Source organism: Sporosarcina sp. YIM B06819 (assembly GCF_033485175.1).
Taxonomy (GTDB): Bacteria; Bacillota; Bacilli; order Bacillales_A; family Planococcaceae; genus Sporosarcina.
Genome location: NZ_JAWLIQ010000013.1, coordinates 1 through 24,620, shown reverse-complemented (window position 1 = coordinate 24,620; position 24,620 = coordinate 1). Strand labels below are relative to the sequence as shown.

The 24,620-nt window shown below is 43.2% G+C and carries 21 protein-coding genes and 1 other annotated feature; of the genes, 1 reads left to right on the top strand and 20 read right to left on the bottom strand.

All coding sequences use genetic code 11. The features are described from left to right. Positions 1-4: 4 nt before the first annotated feature. Positions 5-268 (bottom strand) — a binding site (T-box leader). A 263-nt stretch (positions 269-531) separates the two neighbouring features. The 3 genes from cydS to R2B72_RS10170 are packed head-to-tail and all read right to left on the bottom strand — an operon-like array spanning position 532 to position 3,033. Beyond that, complete coding sequence (gene cydS, locus R2B72_RS18645) at positions 532-651, bottom strand: cytochrome bd oxidase small subunit CydS (protein WP_412177823.1); 120 nt, start codon at positions 649-651, stop codon at positions 532-534. Between the two features lie 13 nt (positions 652-664). Next, positions 665-1,690, bottom strand: coding sequence for a cytochrome d ubiquinol oxidase subunit II (locus tag R2B72_RS10175; protein ID WP_318616403.1), 1,026 nt, complete (start codon positions 1,688-1,690; stop codon positions 665-667). Beyond that, positions 1,687-3,033: a cytochrome ubiquinol oxidase subunit I gene (locus tag R2B72_RS10170; protein WP_318616401.1), complete on the bottom strand. Its 1,347-nt coding sequence runs from the start codon at positions 3,031-3,033 to the stop codon at positions 1,687-1,689. Before R2B72_RS10170 ends, R2B72_RS10175 begins: the two co-directional genes overlap by 4 nt. 288 nt (positions 3,034-3,321) lie before the next feature. Between R2B72_RS10170 and R2B72_RS10165 the strand changes: the two genes are divergently transcribed. Next, a complete protein-coding gene (locus R2B72_RS10165; RefSeq protein WP_318616400.1) occupies positions 3,322-3,750 on the top strand; it encodes an NUDIX hydrolase in 429 nt (142 codons plus the stop codon). A gap of 43 nt (positions 3,751-3,793) precedes the next feature. Here R2B72_RS10165 and R2B72_RS10160 read toward each other — a convergent pair whose 3' ends face one another. The 17 genes from R2B72_RS10160 to purH all read right to left on the bottom strand — a co-directional run bounded on the left by R2B72_RS10160 (position 3,794) and on the right by purH (position 24,472). Continuing rightward, entirely contained in the window at positions 3,794-4,705 is a 912-nt protein-coding gene (locus R2B72_RS10160) for a diacylglycerol kinase (RefSeq protein WP_318616399.1), read from the bottom strand. 50 nt (positions 4,706-4,755) lie between these two features. Continuing rightward, positions 4,756-5,325, bottom strand: a complete 570-nt coding sequence (locus R2B72_RS10155; protein ID WP_318616398.1) for a thioredoxin family protein — start codon at positions 5,323-5,325, stop codon at positions 4,756-4,758. 333 nt (positions 5,326-5,658) lie between these two features. Further along, a complete protein-coding gene (gatB, locus tag R2B72_RS10150; RefSeq protein WP_318616397.1) occupies positions 5,659-7,092 on the bottom strand; it encodes an Asp-tRNA(Asn)/Glu-tRNA(Gln) amidotransferase subunit GatB in 1,434 nt (477 codons plus the stop codon). Further along, complete coding sequence (gene gatA, locus R2B72_RS10145; protein WP_318616396.1) at positions 7,092-8,555, bottom strand: Asp-tRNA(Asn)/Glu-tRNA(Gln) amidotransferase subunit GatA; 1,464 nt, start codon at positions 8,553-8,555, stop codon at positions 7,092-7,094. Before gatA ends, gatB begins: the two co-directional genes overlap by 1 nt. Positions 8,556-8,580: 25 nt before the next feature. Continuing rightward, positions 8,581-8,868 (bottom strand): Asp-tRNA(Asn)/Glu-tRNA(Gln) amidotransferase subunit GatC, encoded by a 288-nt coding sequence (gatC, locus tag R2B72_RS10140; protein ID WP_318616395.1) that lies wholly within the window; start codon positions 8,866-8,868, stop codon positions 8,581-8,583. Between the two features lie 88 nt (positions 8,869-8,956). Continuing rightward, positions 8,957-10,081: a CamS family sex pheromone protein gene (locus R2B72_RS10135; RefSeq protein WP_318616394.1), complete on the bottom strand. Its 1,125-nt coding sequence runs from the start codon at positions 10,079-10,081 to the stop codon at positions 8,957-8,959. Positions 10,082-10,083: 2 nt separating this feature from the next. Next, positions 10,084-12,096 carry an NAD-dependent DNA ligase LigA gene (gene ligA, locus R2B72_RS10130; protein ID WP_318616393.1) on the bottom strand — a complete coding sequence of 671 codons (2,013 nt, stop codon included), beginning with the start codon at positions 12,094-12,096 and terminating at the stop codon, positions 10,084-10,086. A 21-nt stretch (positions 12,097-12,117) separates the two neighbouring features. Continuing rightward, on the bottom strand, positions 12,118-14,355 hold the full coding sequence (pcrA, locus tag R2B72_RS10125; protein ID WP_318616513.1) for a DNA helicase PcrA: 2,238 nt from the start codon (positions 14,353-14,355) through the stop codon (positions 12,118-12,120). Positions 14,356-14,405: 50 nt separating this feature from the next. Beyond that, a complete protein-coding gene (locus R2B72_RS10120) occupies positions 14,406-15,098 on the bottom strand; it encodes a heptaprenylglyceryl phosphate synthase (protein ID WP_318616392.1) in 693 nt (230 codons plus the stop codon). A 336-nt stretch (positions 15,099-15,434) separates the two neighbouring features. Continuing rightward, positions 15,435-15,743, bottom strand: a complete 309-nt coding sequence (locus R2B72_RS10115; protein WP_318616391.1) for a YerC/YecD family TrpR-related protein — start codon at positions 15,741-15,743, stop codon at positions 15,435-15,437. Between the two features lie 27 nt (positions 15,744-15,770). Beyond that, a complete protein-coding gene (locus R2B72_RS10110; RefSeq protein WP_318616390.1) occupies positions 15,771-16,838 on the bottom strand; it encodes a DUF3048 domain-containing protein in 1,068 nt (355 codons plus the stop codon). Positions 16,839-16,847: 9 nt separating this feature from the next. Then, on the bottom strand, positions 16,848-18,566 hold the full coding sequence (locus tag R2B72_RS10105; protein WP_318616389.1) for an adenine deaminase C-terminal domain-containing protein: 1,719 nt from the start codon (positions 18,564-18,566) through the stop codon (positions 16,848-16,850). A 232-nt stretch (positions 18,567-18,798) separates the two neighbouring features. Next, positions 18,799-19,509: an ABC transporter permease gene (locus R2B72_RS10100; protein WP_318616388.1), complete on the bottom strand. Its 711-nt coding sequence runs from the start codon at positions 19,507-19,509 to the stop codon at positions 18,799-18,801. Continuing rightward, a complete protein-coding gene (locus tag R2B72_RS10095; RefSeq protein WP_318616387.1) occupies positions 19,506-20,354 on the bottom strand; it encodes an ABC transporter ATP-binding protein in 849 nt (282 codons plus the stop codon). The genes R2B72_RS10100 and R2B72_RS10095 overlap by 4 nt, the downstream gene beginning before the upstream one ends. 119 nt (positions 20,355-20,473) lie before the next feature. Beyond that, entirely contained in the window at positions 20,474-21,538 is a 1,065-nt protein-coding gene (locus R2B72_RS10090; protein WP_318616386.1) for a LytTR family transcriptional regulator DNA-binding domain-containing protein, read from the bottom strand. A 126-nt stretch (positions 21,539-21,664) separates the two neighbouring features. Continuing rightward, a complete protein-coding gene (gene purD / locus R2B72_RS10085) occupies positions 21,665-22,924 on the bottom strand; it encodes a phosphoribosylamine--glycine ligase (RefSeq protein WP_318616385.1) in 1,260 nt (419 codons plus the stop codon). Between the two features lie 12 nt (positions 22,925-22,936). Then, positions 22,937-24,472 carry a bifunctional phosphoribosylaminoimidazolecarboxamide formyltransferase/IMP cyclohydrolase gene (purH, locus tag R2B72_RS10080; RefSeq protein ID WP_318616384.1) on the bottom strand — a complete coding sequence of 512 codons (1,536 nt, stop codon included), beginning with the start codon at positions 24,470-24,472 and terminating at the stop codon, positions 22,937-22,939. Positions 24,473-24,620 lie beyond the last annotated feature (148 nt).

The window sequence follows — 24,620 nt, the reverse complement described above, 5'->3', positions numbered from 1 at the left end:
AATCGATAAGGACGAGGTTTGAAACTCGTGGTACCACCTTAGTTATGCAAACAACTCACATTGTTTGCCTCCAAAAGTACAAGGCGTGTAACTGCCTTTATACTTTGACATTTGTAACAAGTGTCAAATCTTGTCGTAGCCTACTAGTGTAAACACGTTCAGTACGCAGCTCAGAGATCATGTTCAAACGATTCGTCTGCTTCATTTCCACCGACAGAAGCTCTCTATATGACACCCTCATTTTACTTTTCCTCTTCAACGCTTTTCATTATTTCTATTTATAGTAATGAACTTATTTGAAGAAAGCAAGGAAATTCTACGCGACGAGTTGGTTAACAACGTATGCCGCAATGTTCGCAACGTTTTCATCGAACTAAACAACGTTCGAACAACTAAACAACGTTTTCCATAATGCTCACAACGTTCCCCCCTACTAGGCAACACTCGCACCGAACTTAACAATGTTATGCTAAAACTAAACAACGTCCACACAAAAAACAGACGCCCCAACGACGCCTGCTGTCCCACCAATCACTTTTCTCTCTCTATCTGCTTCCTAACTGCCCCATCCATCGGAGCAACGACAAATGCCACGATAAGCCCGCCGATAAGAACAATGAATGGTGCATAAAACATTAGAAAATGGGTCATCAACTATTCCTCCTTATGCGTGGTAGTCGCCTTTTCCGCGGACATAATCTTTATCAAACAAAAACAAGCGCATGAGCAAATACAATGATGGAATGAGTAGCCCAAGTCCCATGATGAACACAACAATCAATGATATCGCCATCGCTGGGTTCGTGAAGCTATCGTAAATCGTCAAATAGGGATACAACAAATATGGATAATGGGATGCACCATAGCCAAAGAAAGCAAAGGCAAACTGCCCCACCAGTAATATAAATGCAAGCCCGTACTTACTACGTGTCCACAGCAACCAAACTGTTCCGACAAACATCAGAAATGATACTAAGAACAACGGCCAGAAGTTTTGGATGTTGCTATAATGCTCTGGATTGTGATTGCGCAATTCGACGATGATGCCGCCTGCCGTAATCATTGTAGGCAATGCCCAAATGAGCGCATATTTACGCAGTAGCTTCGTCGCTTCTACGTCACCAGCTTTATTGGCGTACCATGTTAAAAACACTGCCGATATATAAAGCGTCGCCACAATACTCAACACAACAATCGCCCATGTCAACGGGCTCGTAAACAGCATCCAATAATCAAGCACAGGATTGCCATCCACCATTTCAATAAAGCCACCTTCTGAAATCGTCAATACAATGGACAGCGAAGCAGGAATTAAAATCCCGGCAACTCCATACATAAACGAGTAGCCTTTGTGGCCGCGTGCCCCATACGTTTCAAAGGCATAATACGAACCACGAATCGCCAGCAAAATTACGCCAATACTAACAGGCACGAGCAATGTCGTCCCGTAATAGAACGCCGTTTTAGGGAAGAAGCCAATAATCCCAACAAAGAAAAACACTAGGAAAACATTCGTCACTTCCCAAACGGGCGATAAATAACGCTGGATAATATTCGTTAAAATACGCTTACGTCCTGTCAGCAAACTGTACGCATTAAAAAATCCTGCTCCGAAGTCAATTGCTCCTACCAAGATATAACCCAACAGAAAGGTCCATAAAACCGAAATCCCAAGTATTTCGAGTGTCATAACATATCGCCACCTTTCTCCGTGTGACGCTCTTCAATTTCACGTTCAACAGGATTTTTTCGGAACATCCGTCGCAATACGACAACACTACCGACGCCTAGTACGAGATATAACAGTGAGAACAACACTAACATCGTATCAACCTGACCACTCGTTGTAGCCGCCTCCTGCGTGCGCATGAGGCCACGTAGAATCCATGGCTGTCTACCGACTTCTGCCATCCACCAACCTGCTTCAATCGCCAGGATGGAAAGCGGACCACCAAAGACAATTAACCAGCGGAACCATTTCGTCGTCACCATTTTCCAACGACGTTTTGTGCCTAGCCAAAATACACCAGACAACACCGTCATCCAAATACCAATGGTCACCATAATGTCAAATAAATAATGGATGTACAAGGGCGGTGTATCTTCTTCTGCAAATTGGTCGAGTCCAATGACTTCTGCCGTCGGATTATTATGTGCCAGTATCGACAACGCAAATGGGATTTTAAGCGCGTACTTCACTTCTCCATCATCTAACACACCATAAAGAATTAGCGGTGCTTTTCCTTCCGTTTCAAAATGCCACTCAGCCGCTGCTAATTTCTCCGGTTGATATTCAGCTAAATACTTCCCCGAAAAATCGCCGATAACCGCCGCTGCAACGGAAAATATCAAACCGACTTTCATCGTCAAATAAAGAGCTTTTTTATGGTACTCATGATTCGAACCTTTCAACAAACGGAATGCCGCAATCGACGCAAGCACAAATGCCGCAGTCATATAAGATGTCACAACAACATGTGCCACTTTCGTTGGCATCGCAGGGTTAAACATGGCAAGCAACGGATTAATATTAATAAGCTCCCCATCTACAATATCAAACCCTTGCGGCGCATTCATAAACGCATTAACAATCGTAATAAACACCGCAGAGAACGAAGCCCCGATGGCTACAGGAATCAATAATAGTAAATGCTTTTTCTGATTCTCAAATCGATCCCATGTATATAAATAAATGCCCAGAAAAATAGCTTCAAAAAAGAATGCGAATGTTTCCATGAACAGCGGCAGTGCAATCACATTTCCCGCAAGCTCCATGAAATTCGGCCATAACAAGGATAATTGCAAACCAATCGCGGTTCCAGTGACAACACCGACGGCAACGGTAATAACAAAACCACGTGCCCAGCGCCGGGCCAGTAAAATATAATGCTCATCATTTTTCTTAATACCAACCCATTGCGCAATCATAATCATCAATGGAATCCCAACGCCGATGGTTGCGTAAATAATATGAAAAGATAAGGTCGTTTCTGTTAATACGCGTGAAAAAAAGACGGATTCTTCATTTCCCATATAGCTTCCCCCTTCAACTTCCCAAAATCCGACCTAGAATGGATAATGTCATAATGCCTGCAATCACAAACGCCAGCCACATCAGCCGTCTTTCTTGTTTCTTATACACCGCGGCACATCCTTTCTACTCATGACATGCAAAATGTGTAATCTCCTTCTCTTCTCTTATACCCATAATTCTTCTTTATCATGTATCCTATGAGAAATAACTTCAATACATCCAAATAAAACACTTGAGAACATTCCTAATTTTGTGTATACTTTATGAACTTAAGTGAGGTGAGCACAATGGAAATGAAAAGAAAAGTACTAGCTTATATCACACAAGGGGAAGATCCCCAACGTAAAATCCTTGTGTTCGAGCACAAAGAACATCCTGAAGCAGGCCTTCAAGTTCCAGGTGGCACAATCGAGTCCGATGAACTGCTCATCGATGCTTTGTATCGAGAGGTTGAAGAAGAAACAGGTATTACACGTGACCATCTTGAATTAAAAGGAAAGGTGAACAAAACGAATTATTTTCCACCAAACAAAAATATTTTCTACGAGCGCAATATTTTTCACCTTGCCTATATTGGCGATGAGACGAGTGAATGGGAACATCGTGTAGCAGGTGGCGGTGAAGACGATGGCATGGTATTTTGTCATCGCTGGGTTCCGATAAATGATTTACCGAAACTTGCCGGCAATCAAGACCAGGCCATTGAATACATTTGAAAAAAGCTGTATGACTGTCAAATTAGACAGTCATACAGCTTTTTTAAATCCGATCTTCTTCCCTCAATTCATCCACCGGTGCAAACATCTCGATATGGCGATAGAGATTTTGGAACGTAGCTGGTAGAATTCCACCATATTCTCCATCAAGATTCAACAGGACTTCCTCCGATGAAGTGATCTTGATTTTCTCAGCTGCACTTGAAATGACGAGTGGATCGCCTAGATGCTCACCACGAAGAGCTAGTGACACTACGCGGATGAATTCAGCAATATTACATTTTTTCAATATTAGCAATGTGAACTTACCATCGTTGATACTTGAATTCGGAGCAAGCTTTTCAAAGCCGCCAATGGAATTCGTCAATCCGACGAGAAACATCATCGCTTCATCATCAAACACTTGCCCGTCATACTCAATCCTCACGTGCGATGAATGAATAGAAGGCAACATTTCAATACCTTTTAAATAATATGCAAGTTGCCCCAACACCGTTTTCAACTTACTTGGCACATCATACGTCAATTCCGTCATTCTACCACCACCTGCAATATTGATGAAATGGCGGTCGTTCATGAGTCCAACATCGACTGGGATTGTCTCACCACGGACGATGATGTCAACTGCAGCATCAATATCACGTGGAATGCGTAACGCACGCGCGAAGTCATTCGTTGTTCCTGTAGGAATGAGTCCAATTGTAGGGCGCTTGTCAAATGAGCTGACACCCGCAACAACTTCATTTAATGTGCCGTCTCCTCCTGCCGCAACCACAAGATCAAAACCACGTTCCACAGCCTGTTTTGCCGCTTCCGTCGCATCTCCTTCACCGGTTGTTGCATGACAGGATGTCTCATAACCAGCCATTTCAAACTGTTCAAGGACTTCACCTAAATGCTTGCGAAATATCTCCCGTCCTGACGTCGGATTGTAAATTATTCGTGCTCGCTTCATCCGAAATTCCCTCTATTCGTACAAATAATTTTTTAATGTCTAAACCTTGATTAGGCTTGCTTCTGTAAAATGGGCATCAATGTTTTGCGAATATCCTCATACACCGTCAACCAATGCTCCGGTTTCGATGTATATTCTGCTGTTAGCTGCTCAATGAATACCTGTTGCTTCTCTTTATAGTCCTCCGCATCAGCAGGCGGTAAATCCTTGCGTAGCTCCATCACATAGTCTTGAATGGTAGCGGCACGCGGCCCCCACTTAGCTTCCACTTCTCCATTTTCATCAAGTAGTAAGTATATTGGAATCGCTCGGCCGCCATTCGTTAAGTGCCTGTCGATTAAGTCTGTATCTGCATCACGGTAGACAGCACGCACATCGAGCTCGGCTGCCTCGGCAATTCTTCTGAACACAGGATTGTTCATCATCGCATCGCCACACCAATCTTCCGTAATAACAAGAACACTAGGCTTCTTTTCTTTCAATAGCACAATGAATTCATCGTCCTGGGGCACTTCAAATTGTTCGTAAATACGGAAACTATGTTCTTTATGCTTCTCCATATTATTCATATATCGTTCAAGCGAAATCGCTTCATCAAAAAACTGTTTTTCTGTTTTCATTTACGATCATCACTCCTTTACACTAATTGTACGTCGTCCCTTCGCGCGAATCAAATTCCGAGACTATAATCAATTACGCCTTAGCGTAATTGCGTCCCGATTTTTTCGAGCTTGGGGCCTACAGGATGTAGGTCATGCAACCGATGCCGCAGGACGCGGCGAACTTAGGTTGCCTTCTGGCTTCCCTTAAAAATCTGTGACATCCGCCAGAGGCTTTATTAGGGAGGAATTGAACTGCATTCCTCCTTATTCAGCAGGGGTTCTTCTGCTGAATGAAGATAAAACACCCTGTACAAAGACTCCTCAAAGTCCTGTACAGGGTATTTAACAATATTACCTCTTCGCGATTTCTTCAAGCAAGATTTTATTAACAAGCGGCGGGTTGGCTTGGCCTTTCGTCGCTTTCATAATTTGACCAACGAGGAAGCCGACTGCGCGGTCTTTACCGTTTTTATAGTCTTCAATCGATTGTTCGTTAGCATCTAGTGTTTCTGTAACAATCGTGCGTAGCGTGCCTTCATCAGAAATTTGGACAAGTCCTTGTTCCTTAACGATGTCTGCTGCGTTGCCGCCTTTTTCAATTAATTCCTTAAATACTTTTTTCGCGATTTTAGATGAAATCGTGCCATCTGCAATTAGTTTAACCATGCTTGCAAGGCCATCAGGCGTTAGTGCCGTTTCACTAAATTCTTTTTGCTCCGCATTTAGGTAAGCAGATACTTCGCCCATCAACCAGTTAGAAGCAAGTTTTGCGTCTGCACCAGCTGCAACAGTTGCTTCAAAAAAGTCAGCCATTACTTTTGTCAGCGTCAGGACTTTTGCATCGTATTCTGGTAAATCGAATTCATTGATGTAGCGCTCTTTACGTGCATCTGGTAGCTCAGGAATTTCCGCACGTACGCGGTCCATCCATGCTTGGTCGATGTGGATTTCTGGTAAATCCGGGTCGTTGATGAAACGGTAATCTTTCGCGCTACCTTTGACACGCATCAAGCTAGTTGCACCTGTTGCTTCTTCGTAACGGCGCGTTTCCTGCTGAATTGTACCGCCAGAAAGTAATACTTTTTCTTGACGTTCCACCTCATAAGCAATCCCACGGCGAACGAAGTTGAAAGAGTTCAAGTTTTTCAATTCCGTTTTTGTACCAAATTCCTCTTGTCCAAATGGACGAATCGAAATGTTGGCGTCACAACGAAGTGAACCTTCCTCCATACGCACATCCGAAACACCTGTATATTGAATGATTGCTTTTAGCTTCTCAAGGAAAGCATACGCTTCTTCCGGTGAACGGACATCTGCTTCTGTTACAATTTCGATTAACGGCGTCCCTTGCCTGTTTAAGTCAACAAGTGAGTGACCTTCGTCAGTATGAGTCAGCTTCCCTGCATCTTCTTCCAGGTGAATACGTTCGATACGAATTTTTTTCTTTTTTCCATCGACTTCGATTTCTACCCAGCCGTTCTGTCCCACAGGACGCTTATCCTGTGAAATTTGGTAAGCTTTTGGATTATCCGGGTAGAAATAATGTTTACGGTCAAAGTTCATCACTGATGCCACTTCACAGTTAAGTGCCATTGACGCTTTCATGCCGAATTCAACAGCACGTTCGTTCAATGTTGGCAACACACCTGGGTATGCTAAATCTGTCACGTGGATATTCATATTCGGTTCTGCACCAAAATGAGCAGGAGCTGGTGACATAATTTTTGTATCTGTTTTCAATTCTACATGGACTTCAAGTCCAACAATCGTTTCAAAGTTCGTCATTATTTTACCTCCCATAGAGCTGGCTTTTGTGTATGGAAGTCAGTTGCTTGTTCATAGGCATGTGCCACTTTGTAAACTGTCGCTTCATCATAATGTTTCCCGATTATTTGCAGTCCAAGTGGTAGGCCATTTGAAAATCCGCATGGCACTGAAATCGCTGGGATACCTGCAAGGTTAATCGGTACAGTCAGGATGTCATTGGCATACAACGTCAACGGATCGTGAATTAATTCACCAATCTTATAAGCTGTTGTCGCAGTTGATGGTCCAATAATGACATCGTATTTCTCAAATAGTTTGGCGAAGTCTTGTGCCACAAGCGTCCGTACTTTTAATGATTTCATATATAGATCCTCATGATGGTCTGCACCTAGTGAGTACATACCGAGTAAAATGCGACGTTTTACTTCTTCACCAAAGCCTTCAGAACGTGAGCGTGTATACAATTCTTCCAAGCTCTTCGCACCTTCAGCACTATAGCCATAACGAATGCCATCGAAACGAGCAAGGTTTGAAGATGCTTCAGATGAAGAAATGACGTAGTAAGCTTGAGAAGCATATTTCGAATTCGGAAGAGAAACTTCTTCCCACTCTGCTCCAAGTGATTCAAGCACTTTTAACGCTTCTAAAACAGCCGCTTTCGCTTCTTCAGATACGCCTGCACCAAGATATTCTGCTGGAACACCAATTTTTAGACCTTTAATATCGCCCGTTAGTGCTGCTCTAAAATCTGGAACAGCTTGTGGTGATGTCGATGAATCTCTATGATCCAAGCCTGCAATAGCATTCAGCAAAAGTGCATTATCTTCAACAGTACGCGTAATCGGTCCTACTTGGTCCAATGATGATGCAAATGCAACAAGACCTGAACGTGATACACGGCCATATGTCGGTTTCATGCCTACAACGCCACAAAATGCAGCTGGTTGACGAACAGAACCACCCGTATCAGAACCAAGCGCAAATGCCACTTCGCCCGCCGCCACGGCTGCTGCCGAACCACCTGATGAGCCACCTGGTACATGGTCAAGATTCCATGGATTATGCGTAGTCTGGAATGCTGATCTTTCCGTTGTCGATCCCATTGCAAATTCGTCCATGTTAAGTTTCCCCATTGTGACCATGCCAGCTGCATTGATGTGTTCAACAACAGTCGCATCATAAACAGGGACGAAGTTTTCAAGCATTTTACTAGCACATGTTGTGACAATCCCTTTAGTAACGATATTGTCTTTTATTCCGATAGGTAAACCAAAAAGTGGCCCCCGCCCTTCAAGTGGCTGGTTGTCCAATTGTTGTGCTGTAGCAAGTGCTTGGTCTTCATTTGTCGATAGAAACGCATGCACATCTCCATCTACTTTCGCTATACGAGATAGTGATTCTTCCGTCAATTCTTTGACAGACACTTCCCGATTATGTAACAACGACTGAAGTTCCGTTGCTGTTTTCGTCAATAACGTCATCTGTTTTCCTCCTTACATTCATTCATCAAAGGATTGTTGGCACTTTGATTTGCCCATCTTCGTGTTGCTTCACACTTTTCAGCATTTCTTCGCGGTCCAGTATATCCGTTGGTACATCTTTACGCAGTACATTGAATACTTGCAATGGATGTGTCATTGGCTCAACCCCGTCTGTATCTGCTTCTTGCAATTCTTTCACGAAGTCGACGATGCCACTCAGCTCTGTTACATATGCTTCTGCTTCATCATCCGTAATTGCTAGCCATGCAAGCGTTGCGTGATGCTTTACTTGTTCTTTTGTTAATTGTGTCATGTTCTTTCCTCCTTGTCCTTGAATTGTACGATTAATCATAACACCTAACAATAATGAAGAAAAGTTATGATGTGCAAATGATGATCTTTTAATAGCCATAAATATGAACAAATGGCTCCTTGTCAGCTTCTTTGATGATTAGCGCTTCCGGACCATTAATGGATGTGATACTCACTTCCGTATACACATTTGGAAAAGTTTTTTCCACGCGGTCTGTCAAATACTGTGTAAAGCCAATCGTTTCACTCGCACCGAAAAATTGAATAGGGACCTTGATATCAAGCGATTTAAGATTACCATCCTTATAAAACCCAGTACCAATCACGTTGACAAAGCTAGGAAAATAGGTATCGATATCCTGTTTAAATTTATTAAATGTGTTATTCATATCTCGGTAATTCTCTGTCTCCGAAGCGGCTGGGAACACAACATATTTCTCATCAACGACTTTCCAGCCATTCGGTGCTGATTGCCCTTTTTCCGCGACTGTAGTTGCAAAATAGGTACCTGGAACAATAGAGTTTCGGCTTTCCTGTTTAAATAAACCAATCACAATTGGAATATCTGCGAGTCCTGCTTGTGAACGCAGACGACGAATAACTTCCTCTGCGATTTTCATCCCCTGCTGTTCAATTTCCTTATCGTCAATCTTCGTATCTACCCCATCTCTTGAGTAGCTTCTGGTATTGAGGGCAAGACCTATTGAAATTCCAGCAAGGCGTACTTTTTTACCTTCCGTCATGACAAGGTAATTTTGTTCGACGATATGCGCAAGATAATTGGGGGCTTCTTCCGCAAGCTGTTCTTCACTTCCCCCTTTTGCAGCTGGCGGATTGAGCCCTTGTGGATTGGATGAGCTTCTTGCCAGCCAAGCTAGCGCAGTGTCTTTATCGATATACTGCCCTTCTTGAAAATAGTGCGTTTTAGGGTCAAAGTTTTTTGTCGATATCCGTAACAAGCCTTCCTCGGCTTCCTGTATATCATACTTTGTGTAAATATTACTGACAATTAGGCCACGACTCGCACTTTTCTTGAATGGTATAAGCGTCCGGTAAAACTCATCTTTTATATGGATATCCGGAATGATGACCGTTTCTTCTATACTATCCTCATTCTCCTGAATCACCGGCTCTTTTTCCTTACCAATCGAAGGGACACACCCTCCTAGAAACAAAGCGGCTACTAGTCCTGGAAGTATTATTAACTTTTTCATCATCACGACTCCTCACCGAGCACTTCAATTAACTTCGCTTCATCCCACACCATGATGTCGAGCTCCTCAGCCTTTGCTAATTTCGAACCGGCGTCTTCTCCAGCAATCACGAGATCTGTCTTTTTGCTGACACTGCCACTAACTTTTCCACCAAGTGCTTCAATTTTCTCTTTCGCTTCGCCACGGGTTAAAATCGTTAATTTCCCTGTGAGTACGACCGTTTTTCCAGCAAAGGGTCCTACTGTTGGCATATCTTGTCGATTCCGCCCTGTATAGGTCATGTTCACGCCGTAAGCTTCCAGATTTTTGAGCATGGCCAGTACATCTTCATTGCTGAAATAAGCTTGAATAGATTCGGCTACTTTGTCACCAATTTCATGGATGGTCAGTAAGCGTTCCACATCTGCCTCCATTAAAGCCGCTAATGTGCCAAATTCCTCTGCAAGAATCGTCGCTGCTTTTTCACCCACATGGCGAATGCCAAATCCAAAAAGCATTTTTTCTAATGAATTCGTTTTTGACGCTTCAATCGCTGCAAGTAAATTGGAGACGGATTTCTCACCCATTCTCTCTAGTTCAATCAATTGTTCTCTCGTTAATGTATATAGATCTGAAACGTCATGTACAAGATTCGCCTCGTACAATTGCCCAACAACTCGTTCCCCAATTCCTTCAATATTCATAGCATTGCGGGATACGAAGTGAATAATCGCTTCTTTTATCTGCGCCGGACATTGCGGATTGACGCAACGAAGCGCCACTTCCCCTTCAATACGTATCAGCTCTGAATCACAGACCGGGCAATTTTCCGGCATTTCATAAGGCACTTCATCGCCCCTACGTTTTTCAATGATAGGTGCAACGACTTCCGGAATAATGTCGCCTGCTTTTCGGATAATGACTGTATCTCCGATTCTAATATCCTTCTCTTTGATAAGGTCTTCGTTATGCAAGGATGCACGTCCAACCGTCGAGCCTGCCACCAAAACTGGCTCCAAAATAGCTGTCGGTGTGACAACGCCTGTCCGTCCCACACTTAGCTCGATATCGAGTAAGGTTGTGACGACTTCTTCAGCTGGGAATTTATAAGCAATGGCCCATTTCGGACTTTTTGCCGTAAAACCAAGCTGCTCCTGGTCCTCAAAATTATCGACCTTGACAACAATACCATCGATTTCATAATTAAGGTCCGAGCGGATTGCTGTCCATTTTTCAATAAACGCAAGTACTTCTTCAATCGTCGCACAATGTTGTCGTTCCTTATTCGTCTCAAACCCAAGGGAGTCTAATTTATTCAATGACTCCGAATGGCTATCCTGTCCATAGGCACTGCCGTCACCTGCAATACTATAAATAAAAACAGCTAAATTACGACTGGCAGCTATTTTCGGATCTAGTTGTCTAAGTGAACCAGCGGCCGCATTACGAGGATTGGCAAACAGTTCTTCACCGGCTTCATCACGCTTATTATTCAACTGGACAAACGACTTTTTCGGCATATAGGCTTCACCGCGTACTTCAATTGAAACTGGTTCTTTCAAACGTAACGGAATAGTCCAGATTGTTTTTAGGCTTGCTGTAATGTCTTCCCCTACTGAGCCGTCACCACGGGTTGAACCTTGGACAAACTTGCCATCCACATAGCGCAGTGACACAGCCAAACCATCAATTTTCAATTCACAAATATATGAAACCGTATGCCCAACAGCTTCTTGCGCACGCCTGTCAAATTCACGTAAGTCACCTTCATTAAAGGCGTTTGATAGACTAAGCATTGGAAACGCATGCGTCACTTTTCCAAAGCCTGCTAGCACTTCACCACCAACACGTTGCGATGGCGAATCGGGGTAAACGAGATCTGGGTTTGCCGCTTCAATCGCTAACAGCTCCTGCATATAGTCGTCATAGACTGCGTCAGAAATAAGTGGCTTATCGAGCACATAATAGGCATGTCCGTAGTCATGCAGTAGCTCATTCAATTGTTCCACTCGTTTTTCAAGTTCGACTCGATCCATCTTTTTCCGCTCCTTCATTTATCATCCCTTTTCAATCGGCGCGAATTTCGCTAGCAAACGCTTAATACCCACAGGATTCGGGAATGCGATATCCAATTCAACTTCCTCGCCTGTCCCTTTGACACTGACAACCATACCAGTGCCCCACTTTTTGTGGACTGCTTTGTCGCCAGGGCTCCAACCCATTTTGTCCCCACCGCTTGTTTTGTAAACGGGTTTTTTAACAGCTGGACGTACAGATGCAGTACTTTGTCCTGAAATTGTATTGCCAGATGACCATCCGGAATTTTTAGACTGAATGTCTAAGATGTCTTCGGAAATTTCACCAATAAATCTGGATGGATTATTGTAACTCGCTCTACCGTAAAGTGTTCGGTACGAGGCTGAGGTTAAGTACAGCTTGCGTTCTGCACGCGTAATGCCAACGTAGGCAAGACGGCGCTCTTCCTCCATCTCTTCATCATCGCCTAATGAGCGAGAATGTGGGAAAACATTTTCCTCCATGCCGATAATGAAAACGACAGGAAATTCGAGCCCTTTTGCCGCGTGCATCGTCATCAGGACGATTTTTTCTTTGTTCTGGTTCTCTTCTTTATCGAGTGAATCAATATCTGCAATCAATGCTAAATCGGTTAGGAAAGCTACTAGCGAACGATCTCCCGTATCTTCTTCCGCACGCTTTTCAAATGCTTCTGTGACAGACAGGAACTCTTCAATGTTTTCCAAACGACTTTCTGATTCAATCGTTTTTTCACGCTGCAACATGTCACGATAGCCAGTCTTCTCTAGAACTTGCTCAACCAATTCAGTGACTGATAAAAATTCCTGCATTTTTGTAAAGCCAGCAATCAATTCATGGAACTTGGCAACTTCGTTGGCTGCCCTTGGTGTAATGCCCATAAAATCGATTTCCTGTAACGCATCAAAAATAGAACGATCATGATCCATAGCGAAGCGCGCCATTTTATCGAATGAAGTTGCGCCAATGCTTCGTTTTGGTTCATTAATAATGCGTGCAAGTGCTAGATCATCTTCGTTATTAGCAATGAGACGCAAATAAGCGAGTAAGTCTTTAATCTCTTTACGGTCATAGAACTTCGTGCCACCGACGATTGTATAATCGAGATTCGATTTAACGAGGTATTCCTCAATGACACGTGACTGTGCATTGGTGCGGTACAAAATAGCAAACTCATCGAGCTTTAGATTTTCTTGCTCTTTCAGCTCTAGAATTTTACCAACGACAAATTGCGATTCGTCTTTTTCATCGCTCGCTTTGTAAACAGAGATGGACTCGCCCTCTTCATTGTCCGTCCGTAGCTTTTTATCGTAACGGCTTTGGTTATTCTTAATGACGTCGTTTGCCGCTTGTAAGATACGTTTCGTCGAGCGATAGTTTTGTTCCAGCATAATCATTTCAGCATTTTTATAATCTTTCTCGAAGGATAAAATATTACTAATATCCGCTCCGCGCCATCTATAAATAGACTGATCAGAGTCTCCTACGACACATAAGTTCTTGAATTTACTCGCTAACATATTGACTAATCTATACTGGGCATTATTGGTATCTTGATACTCATCGACATGAATGTATTGGAATTTGTTTTGATAATATTCGAGGACATCTGGAACACGCTCGAATAGGACGAGCGTCATCATGATGAGGTCGTCGAAATCCATGGATTGGTTTTGACGTAATCGTTTTGCATAGCCTTCGTAAACATCTGCAATCGTTTTTTCATACGGGTTATGCGGGTTGATTTGCCCACGGAATGTTTCTGCATCTATACATTCATTTTTTGCAGAGCTGATGGTATTCAGCATCGTGCGTGGATCGTACTGCTTGGCATCCAGGTTCAATCCCTTCAACACACTTTTCACGACTGATAATTGGTCAGCTGAATCGAGAATGGAAAATGATTTTGAAATGCCAATTCGATCACTATTACGACGTAATATCCGCACACACATGGAGTGAAACGTCGAAACCCACATGCTTTCACCTGTACCTGCGCCAAGCAATCCATCAATACGGTCACGCATTTCACGTGCTGCCTTGTTTGTAAATGTGATAGCAAGGATATTGGAAGGATAGACATTTTTCTCAACGACAAGGTAGGCAATTCTGTGCGTTAAAACACGCGTTTTTCCGGAACCTGCTCCAGCCATAATCAGAAGTGCTCCTTCTGTTTTTTTCACTGCACGAGCCTGTTCGGGGTTCATACCTGTTAGTAAATCTGCTGCTATTTTATTCATCATTATCGCCCTCTCGGAACATTTGTTCCTTCATTATACACGACATAGTCTTATCGGGAAACTGATTTCACCGCGTCTACCGTTGCCAATGCCGCTATTAAGTCTTCGTATATGATATTCCCTATAATCACCGTATCAGCAACTTGCGCCATTTCTTTTGCCTCTGCCACATTTTTAATGCCGCCGCCATAAAAGAGTCGCGTATTTTCAAGAACACGGGACGCTGCCTCGACAATTCTAGGATCACCATATTCGCCGCTATACTCCATATAAAATACAGGCAATTTGAATAAATGCTCTGCCATGCGCGCATAGGCAACAACATCCTCTTCGTCCGGCACTGCTGTCACACCCGTCAATTTCGCCGCCTTACATTCAGGGTTTAAAATGCAATAGCCCTCTGTCACAATTTCATCCCAATCCATCATATGCCCATATTCACGCATCGCTGCATGATGGATACCGTTAATCCATTCAACTTTTGTTGAGTTAAGCACCGTGGGAATGAAGTAATAATCGAAGCCCGGTGTCACAGACTCCACCGTTGAAATCTCAAGTACAACTGGCACGGAAAACCGTCGAATGCGAACGAGTAAATCGAGCACGTTATCAAGCGTAATACCATCCGTGCCACCGACGATGATGCCGTCCGTTCCCGACTCCGCGAGCAATTCAAGCTGTTCGTCTGTCAGCGTTTTAGCAGGATCTAATTTAAAGGCATGACGCCATGTTGTGAAGTCCATAGTTAACCACCCATTCTAATCAATTTCGTCTTGGCGTAATTGCGAATCGAACAGCGAAGGGTTCGATTTGCCTTAATTTCTGCGTACTTTACAGAAATTAAGGCATCCGCAGGACACGGCTTAGGTTGCCTTCTTAATCCCCTAAAAATCCGTGACATCCGCCGGAGGCATTATCAGGGAGGAATTGAACTGCATTCCTCCTTGTTCAGCAAATGGATTTGTACTGAAAGCGAAGCGTCAGCTACAGGTGCCTTCTGCTGGATGAGGATAATGTACGTTCCTTTAGTATACCAAAAAAACCGGACAGATTCTTTCTCTGTCCGGTTCATACGCTACTTATATTGTTTCTTCTTGTTGAGGATACAGGCGATCCAGCACTTTGCTATAACCACCTGAGCCGTAATCGACGCAACGACGAATACGTGAAATCGTCGCTGTACTTGCCCCCGTTTCTCTTTGAATCGTATCATAAGTCTTTTTCAATTTTAGCATTTGTGCAACTTCCAGCCGTTGTGCCAGCGACTGTAATTCACTAATTGTACAAAGGTCATCAAAAAATTCATAACATTCATCGAGGTCTTTCAATTCGAGCATCGCTTTAAGTAGCTGATCCGTCTGATGACCACGGATTTTATCGATTTGCATATCGTTCCCTCTCTCTGAATGAATTCCTCAAGGCATATACGTAACAGCAGTGACTAATCCTGGTTTAGTCGGTACTATATGAATCCATGTCTTGCCCGGAACCAATTTCGCTGGTAGACCATTTTCCATTGGCACCAAAATTCCGTCACGGTTTTCCCACTCGATTTCTCTAGCAATACCTGCTTGGAACAGCATCGCTTTACCGCCCGATTCGATATCAACTGCTTGTCTCCCAACGTTATCGATAGTCCGGTGAGCTGTTTCAAATACAAGAATATTAGACAGCTCTAGTTGTTTGTCATTTGCTTTGTCAACTGTCACGTTGCCGTTTACTGTCCGGCTATAGATTCCTTTTTCCGCATCATAAGCATAAACACTCGTAAAATTCGGATCTGAACTGTATTTAACAGTTACTGAAGACACACTATCTCCTATTTTAGCATCTTCAATGAATTCAAGGAATGCAAATGGTGGAATTACAGAAAGTTCCATTGAAGAATTCGTCTTCTCCTCCGCCGCAACAATGTTGTCGCCAGAAATATAGGAATTATGCGGTGCTCTACGTTCCCTAGAACGCCAGAACAGTGTCCCATCATACTGCATACCGTTGACGTTATCCACCACACGTTTCTCTAACAATTGTTTAGCATCAGGACTGTAACCATGCGCCACATAAAATGCATCAAGCCCTTTGGCGATATGAACAAAATAATCCCTCGCACTACGTATCGGCCCGATTTCTGCTGGTAACTCACTTTGGAATAAAGCCAAGAGTCTTGTCACACTACCTTCCGCAGCAAGCTCATAAATAATATCTGCATCGCTAATACCCGACTGCGGTCTAGCCAACGGATGGTTATTAATCGTCGCAAGTACTGGGCGACGGATATTTTCTTCTTCCTTCATAACACCTGTAAACGGCGAAGGAAACAACTCGACAGACACTTCCTCCACCGGCTCCTCTTCCTCAGCAATCTCTTCATCTTCGTCTGGCTCTGGAACAGGGTCCTCCACTTTTTCTTCTTTTGAACACGCTGCCAGTAGCAACATAGCGATTGCTAAATAGAATAGCAATCCTCTCATTTTTTTTGTCATTGCTTCCCCCTATCTTTCCGTGACCGGAATGATTACTTCATTTTTCATCACATCAAATAGACCCACTTGTGTAATACGAATATAAGGTAGGTGCGTCGATTGCAGGAACAGGAATGTATACACCGCATCACCATGTGTGTGCCCACGCTCTGTCAACGCCTTCTTCAGCGCCAACTCCTGTACAATCAATGTCTCCACAGGTTCCGCCGATAATCCACCGCCGATTGCTAATGGAAGCGTCGCCACAATAGTACCCTTTTCATAGAGTACCATACCGCCGCCAATTCGTTTGATTTCATGGAAGGCGTTCAGCATTTCTTTTTTATCTTTACCTATTAAAATAATATCGCCTGTATTGGAATATGACGAAGCAAAGCCTTGAACAGTTGTGGCAAAACCTTTAATGAGCGTATTGACGCGCCATTTTCCATTGCGGTCGACTAACATCAGGAAGCTCTCGTCGTGATCATCTGCCAATTTTTCAACCGTCATATCGATAGTGACAGTGTACGGCTTCGTAATGACATCATTGACCATTTCAATACCCAGTGGACTGTCAAAAATAAAGTCTTTTTCCTCCAGGTTGAAGTCTGGTGCAAACTTGTCCACAAATGACCAGTCAATGGCTGGAAATGGTGCTGTCGATTGACCGTCACGTTTCAGCCACTGCCCTTTAGATAATACATCCGTTGGCACCGGATTGTATTCATCCTCCAAGAAGTTCAGTGTTGCATAACGACCTGTTGCAATGATGCCATGCAAATCGGTCATATCATAATAACGCGCCACATTGTAAGACGCCATTTGATAAACATCAATTGGTGGTACACCCGCTTCAAGCGCAACACGAATACACTTGTCCACCACACCATCAATATGGAACGACGGTGTAGAACCATCCGTTGTCATCATTAAATGGTCAAACACGTCTAATTCTTTGTCTACAATGCCCTTCAATAAATGCGGAAGATCGGGGCGAATCGATGAATGGCGAAGCGTCACAGCATAACCGTGTAACAACCGTGCTTCCACTTCTTCTACAGTCATTGCTTCATGATCGCCATCTGCCCCAAGAAGTTTCATCCTCGTCAGTGTGCGTTCCGAGGCCCCAGGGAAATGACCTTCGACTTTCTTACCTGCTTGTTTTGTTGCCTGGACGGAAGCAAGCATGTCCGGATCCCCAGCCATCAGTCGTGGCCAGCCTGTTAGCTCGCCGCCCAACAGCACTTCTGGACGCTCAATCCACTCCTTAATGGACGCCGGATTGTACAGCTCTGCCTCATTTTGCAAAACCGTCTGCGAATCAAACCGTGCCCACCAGTAAAAGGAGAAGGGCAATTCATTAAACTGATCCAGAATCGAAAAGGAAGTCGCATTATCGAGCGACATAAATAGAACCATATTGTCCGAGATGAACGTCGTTGTCCCAAGCCTTGCTGCATAATCTGCAAACGTTCGTGGGTTATACAATTGAAACGGATGGACGTGTGGTTCAATGTAACCGGATACAATTTTCTTCCCTGCGGCATTAACAATCTCTGCCCCTTCTGTCACCGCAGGCATTTCCTTACCCGCATAAACAATTCGATCACCAGCCACCCAGATGTTGCCCGTCACCCATTTTTTATAGATGGAATGTAAGTATTCCGCATTAATAATAATGAGATCCGGTGCTTTTTTACCGTTGATGATCTGGAGTTGGTCTTTCATAGCATACTGTTCCCACATGTATTCTCCCCCTTTGATATGGAGTGTCTTTAGTATTTATCCTAGCATAGCATTCGGGAAATAAATAGAGAATACACTATGTATTTGAAAACTTAGATAGATGGTGATGGAATTTAGTTACTACCGGATAGCGAACAAATAATACCGCATAGCATCCGTTTACTGCCATTCAAGCATATGCAATCGAAAATAACCTGTTCAGACCTTCTGAACAGGTTATTTTCATTGACTGCTAATCCATCTTCCGTTTCTTAAATACGGCGACTGTCAATGCAAAAACAACGATAATCCACAGTATAATAATGCCAAAGTTCAACCACACTCCACCAAGTCCAACTCCGCTTTCAATCTTCACTGCAATGTCCGCAAGTTGTGCATTCGGCGTATAATCCATCACCTTCAAAATAGGGTATTTGTCTGCAAACATCGTAGCCATCGATCCAAAACCAAATATGAGCATAAAAGGCATAATAATTACAGAAGCTTCCATAACTGATTTAGCAAGCAAGCCAAGAAGAGTCCCTAAACCAATGAAAAAGAAACTAGTTAATAGGATTGCACCGGCTATGATGACTATATTTTCCGGTTTATAGCCTGTCAGCATAGCACTGATGACAACAATAATGATCATCGCTAGTAAGCTTAACAAACTTTTCCCGCCAATTATCTCCAACGTCGAAGCTGGCGACAACATTAAGCCGCGAAGTGTATTTTTCTCTTTTTCCTCAGCAATTAAACAGCACTGAATAAATGATCCCACGACAACCATTGCAATATTGATAACCATATAATGCCCATCAATCGAAATATCTTCATTCATCTTGCCCAATGCAAAAGCCATAATTAGCGGCATAAATACCGTAATGGAAACAGCCGAGTTTCTAGAAATATCCCTAAAGTCTTTCTGGAATATAGCATTTACACGTTTCATTGAAAATGTCATGATAATTTCCTCCCTGTCACTTCGACGAAAATATCGCCTAATGTTGGTTCATTTGTATGAATGGCCGCGACGTTGTTTGACGCCATATAGTTGAACATCTTTTGGGCATCTTCAGCTGTGCTCCTCAATACGACTTTCTCATTGGTTTTCAGCTCGACAGTCATGGTTGAATCAGAATACTGTTTTCTTAATTTCCCTGGTTCATCCATCAACCGAATTTGACCTTTATTTAAAAATGCGACTCGATCACAAAGCAGCTCTGCTTCGTTCATGTCATGAGTGGTTAGGAAGATTGTTGTCCCCCGCGCTTTCAATTCCCGTAGTCCTTCATGGATATGTTGCGAATTCACCGGATCCAGTGCCGAAGACGGTTCATCAAGAAATAATAGCTCTGGTTCATGTAACAATGTACGGGCAAGTGTCACACGTTGAAGCATTCCTTTTGATAGCTTTGAAACGACTTTCTTCTTCTCACTTGTTAAATTAACGATCGCAAGTACTTCATCAATTCGCTTCTCTGTAACTCCATATAGGTCACTATACAGTTTAAGATTATCGTAAATGGACAATCTCCCATAGAGGCCGCTATTATCCGTCAGCACTCCAATTTTCTTTCTTGACTCGCCGTTTTTCATCCCCGAAACTGGTTTTCCGAAGACGGTCGCTTTCCCGCTCGTCTGATTTAATTGACCCGTCAATATTTTAATCGTTGTTGTTTTTCCCGAACCACTCGGACCGAGAAAGCCAAAAATCTCTCCCTTTTTAACGTGGAAATTGACGTCTTCAAGTGCTGTTTGATTCGCAAACACTTTCTCCAATGATTGAACTTCAATGATGTTTTCCATTGTACTCCCCCTAAAATGTGCTAGTCGTTGTTTTGTTGCTGCACCTTTAGATTAAGTCGTTTTCAGCACAAAGACAGCATATTTCCCGTGAAAAGAGCCTTTTTGGGGGTGAATGGAGCTTATTTCAGGCCCAACATCACTTTCAATTCAGCCATTTTCGTTTTTGACAGGGGGATGTTGGACTTTTTTTCATCATCCAAAATGAGACTGTAACTGTTCCGTGTCCAGGTAATGACTTCGCGGACCTTTTGGAGGTTGACGATATAGGAACGATGGCAACGGAAAAAGCCAAAATGTTGCAGACGCTCTTCAAGCTCATTCATCGTAAATATTGTGGGAAACCCTTCACCCTTAATATGTAAATACGACTGTCCATCATTACTTTCAATATAATCAATTTCGGGCGGATCAAAGAGCACAATTTTTTCATTGACCTTCGTCGGGATTTTCTCAAAACGAACTGGCTGAATTTCTGGTTTTTCAATTTCGACGTCTGCATCCAATGTTGAAGTTTGCTCTTCTACGATTTCAGTAGGAGATATCCCCTCTTCAGATTCGTCTGCCAATTGAATTTCGTGCAAACCGCTTTCGTCCAATCTACACACTTTATCTGCCAAAGTAACCGCACTCTCCATATTGCCCGTAAGGATGAGAACATTTTTACCTTTAGCACGCAGCTTTTCCAAAATAATTATCAATACCCTTTGTGTTTCAATGTCGATATTTTGATCAGGTTCTTCAAAAATGAGCAAGTCAGGATTTTGAACAAGCAGCTTCGCAAATTGGAGTCGTCTTTGCTCTGAGTAAGATAGTTTCTTTATCCTGACGTTCCTTTTTTCTTCAAGGTGAACTTTTCGCAAAATCACTGAAGTAGCTTCAGATGTATTGTAAAGTTTTCGATAGAGATTGAGCTGTTCAGCAACCGTTAATCGCTCATACAATCCTTCATTCCGGAATGAAAAACCAATGTCTGAAAGATTGACCTTTGAAATCTCTACATCACCTATGAATATCTCACCGTTTAAAACAGGTATTTGCCTTGTAAGCATATGTAAAAGCGTACTTCGCACATTAAGACTTGAGTAGATTGCCGTAACTTGACTGCCCTTTACATGTAAATTGAATGAAGGAAACACGAGTGTATCATTCAATCTCTTTTCAACATTCGAAAATTGTAAACCCATTATCTCTTCACCTTTCTCTTCAAGCACTACCTTAAGTATAAGTAATCAGATAAATCATGCAACCATTTATTCCATAAAACAGAAAAGAAGACCATTCTCTCATTTCAGAGAAAATGGTCTTCTATTTTATTCAAACGTACGCCAGCCGATATCTGTTCGATAGAAGAAACCGTCCCATTCGAGATCAGATAAGCCTTTGTATACTTTTTGTTGCGCTTCTTTCAATGAATCTGCCTTTGCCGTGACAAGCAAGACACGACCTCCGTTACCAACAAAGCCAGCGCCACTCGCTTTCGTACCTGCATGGAAAACATCCAAGCCTTGTGCTGCCAAACCATCAAGATTTGGCAATGCCGCACCTTTGACAAGATCGCCCGGATAACCGTCAGCCGCAATGACTACGCCTAACATTGCTTCTTCATGCCACTTCAAGTCATACTTTTTGCTGTCCATTAGTGCCGCCATGAACTCACCAAAATCAGATGCCATACGTGGCAGGACAACTTGTGTTTCCGGATCGCCGAAGCGTGCATTGAATTCAATAACTTTCGGTCCTTTATCTGTGAGGATTAACCCCGCATATAAAATCCCCGTAAATGGTGTTCCTTCTGCCGCCATTGCCTCAACCGTAGGAACAACCACTTTGTCATAAGCCTCTTGCACAACCGCATCCGAAATTTGTGGAACTGGCGAATACGCACCCATTCCGCCCGTATTTGGACCTCGATCGCCATCATAAGCACGCTTATGGTCCTGTGCGATTACCATTGGGTAAATCTGTCCATCATGAACAAATGACATATAAGAGAATTCTTCACCATCCAAAAATTCCTCAATGACAACACGAGACGATGATTCACCAAATTTTTGATTGCCAATCATATCGTCAACCGCATGAAGCGCTTCGTCCAATGTCATCGCAACGATAACACCTTTTCCAGCAGCAAGCCCGTCCGCCTTGACGACAATTGGCGCTCCGTTTTCACGAATAAATGCTTTCGCTTCTTCTGCATCTGTAAACGTTCCATAGCCAGCTGTTGGAATATCATACTTCGCCATTAGTTCTTTCGCGAACGATTTACTGCCTTCGATAAGCGCCGCAGCTTTCGTAGGACCAAATGCTTTCAAGCCATGTTCAGCGAAGAAATCAACGACTCCTTCTCCAAGAGGTTGTTCAGGACCAACAAATGTTAGATCCACTTGATTTTCTTTGGCAAATGCGACAAGTGCCGCGAAATCCAACGCATCAATGTTTACACATTGCGCATCGTTTTTCATGCCATCATTACCTGGTGCTACAAATACTTTTTGAACTGAAGGGGAGACATTGAACTGTCTAGCAATCGCGTGCTCGCGGCCACCGCTCCCGATAACGAGTATATTCAAATTAGTTCCTCCTCAATGTTTGAAATGACGAACGCCTGTAAATACCATCGTAATACCATATTCATTTGCTTTTTTGATGGAATCTTCGTCTTTCACTGATCCACCTGGTTGGATAATCGCCGTAATGCCCGCTTTCGCTGCTGCTTCGACTGTATCATCCATTGGGAAAAATGCATCCGATGCAAGTGCTGCACCTTTCGCACGTTCACCAGCCTGGGTCAATGCGATATTTGCAGCGCCCACACGGTTCATTTGTCCAGCACCAACGCCAAGTGTCATATGGTCGTCTGTTACAACAATCGCATTTGATTTGACGTGTTTGACAACAGCCCAGCCCAATTTCATTGCTTGCCATTCTGCTTCTGTCGGCTCACGGTCTGTTGCTACTTTAATATCTGCATCTGCAAAACCATAAGCATCTGGCTCTTGCATTAACAATCCGCCTTCAACAGATACCGTATTCCATTTATCTTTTTTGTTTTGATCAAATGAAATGGTCATCAAGCGAATGTTTTTCTTCTGTGTCAAGATTTCAATTGCCTCTTCTGTGAAAGCAGGTGCAATAATAATTTCAAGGAAGATACCCGATAATTTTTCAGCAGTTACCGCATCAACTTCACGGTTTAATGCGATGATACCACCGAAAATAGATGTCGAGTCTGCTTCATAGGCTTTATTGAATGCATCAAAAATTGTTTCACCAGTTCCAACACCACATGGATTCATATGTTTGACCGCAACTGCAGCAGGACCTTCAAATTCCTTAACGATTTGAATTGCCGCATTTGCATCTTGAATATTGTTGTATGAAAGCTCTTTGCCATGTAATTGTTCCGCATAAGCAATGGAGAAATCAGAACCAAGTGGACGGCTATAGAAAGCTGCCTTTTGATGCGGGTTTTCACCGTAACGAAGCGGTTGTTTTAATTCGTAAGTGTACGTGACTTGCTCTGGGAATTCTTCGCCTGCAAGGTCAGTCAAATAACCTGAAATCAGTGCATCGTATGCAGCTGTGTGACGGAAAACTTTTGCCGCAAGACGTCTGCGTGTTTCAAGTGTCGTTTGGCCGTCAGCTGTTAGTTCCGCAATAACTTGGTCGTAATCTGTTGCATCGACGATTACCGTCACGTACGCATGGTTTTTCGCAGAAGCACGAAGCATTGCTGGTCCGCCGATATCAATGTTTTCGATCGCATCGTCAGTTGACACATTCGGTTTAGAAATCGTTTCTTTAAACGGATACAAGTTAACACAAACGATGTCGATTGGCTGAATGCCGTGTTCTTCCATTTGTGCGATGTGTGATGGGTCGTCTTGTTTTGCAAGCAATCCACCGTGAATCATTGGATTGAGTGTTTTCACACGGCCTTCCATAATTTCAGGAAAGCCAGTCACTGCGTCAACAGCTGTTACAGCAACACCATTGTCAGCCAAATGCTTCATTGTTCCGCCTGTAGATAGTAGTTCGTAGCCCAAGCCTTCCAACACTTTTGCAAATTCCAAAATACCACTTTTGTCCGATACGCTAAGCAATGCACGTTTTTTCACGAATAAACCCTCCATTTTTGGTAGTACTAAAATATGAACAAGGTTGATTTCCGCTTCAGGCGGACGCTTTCCGCGGGCACGGCTTGGACCCACACGAAGTGGGTCATGCAGTCGTTGCCGCAGGACGCGGCGTCTTTAGACTGCCTTC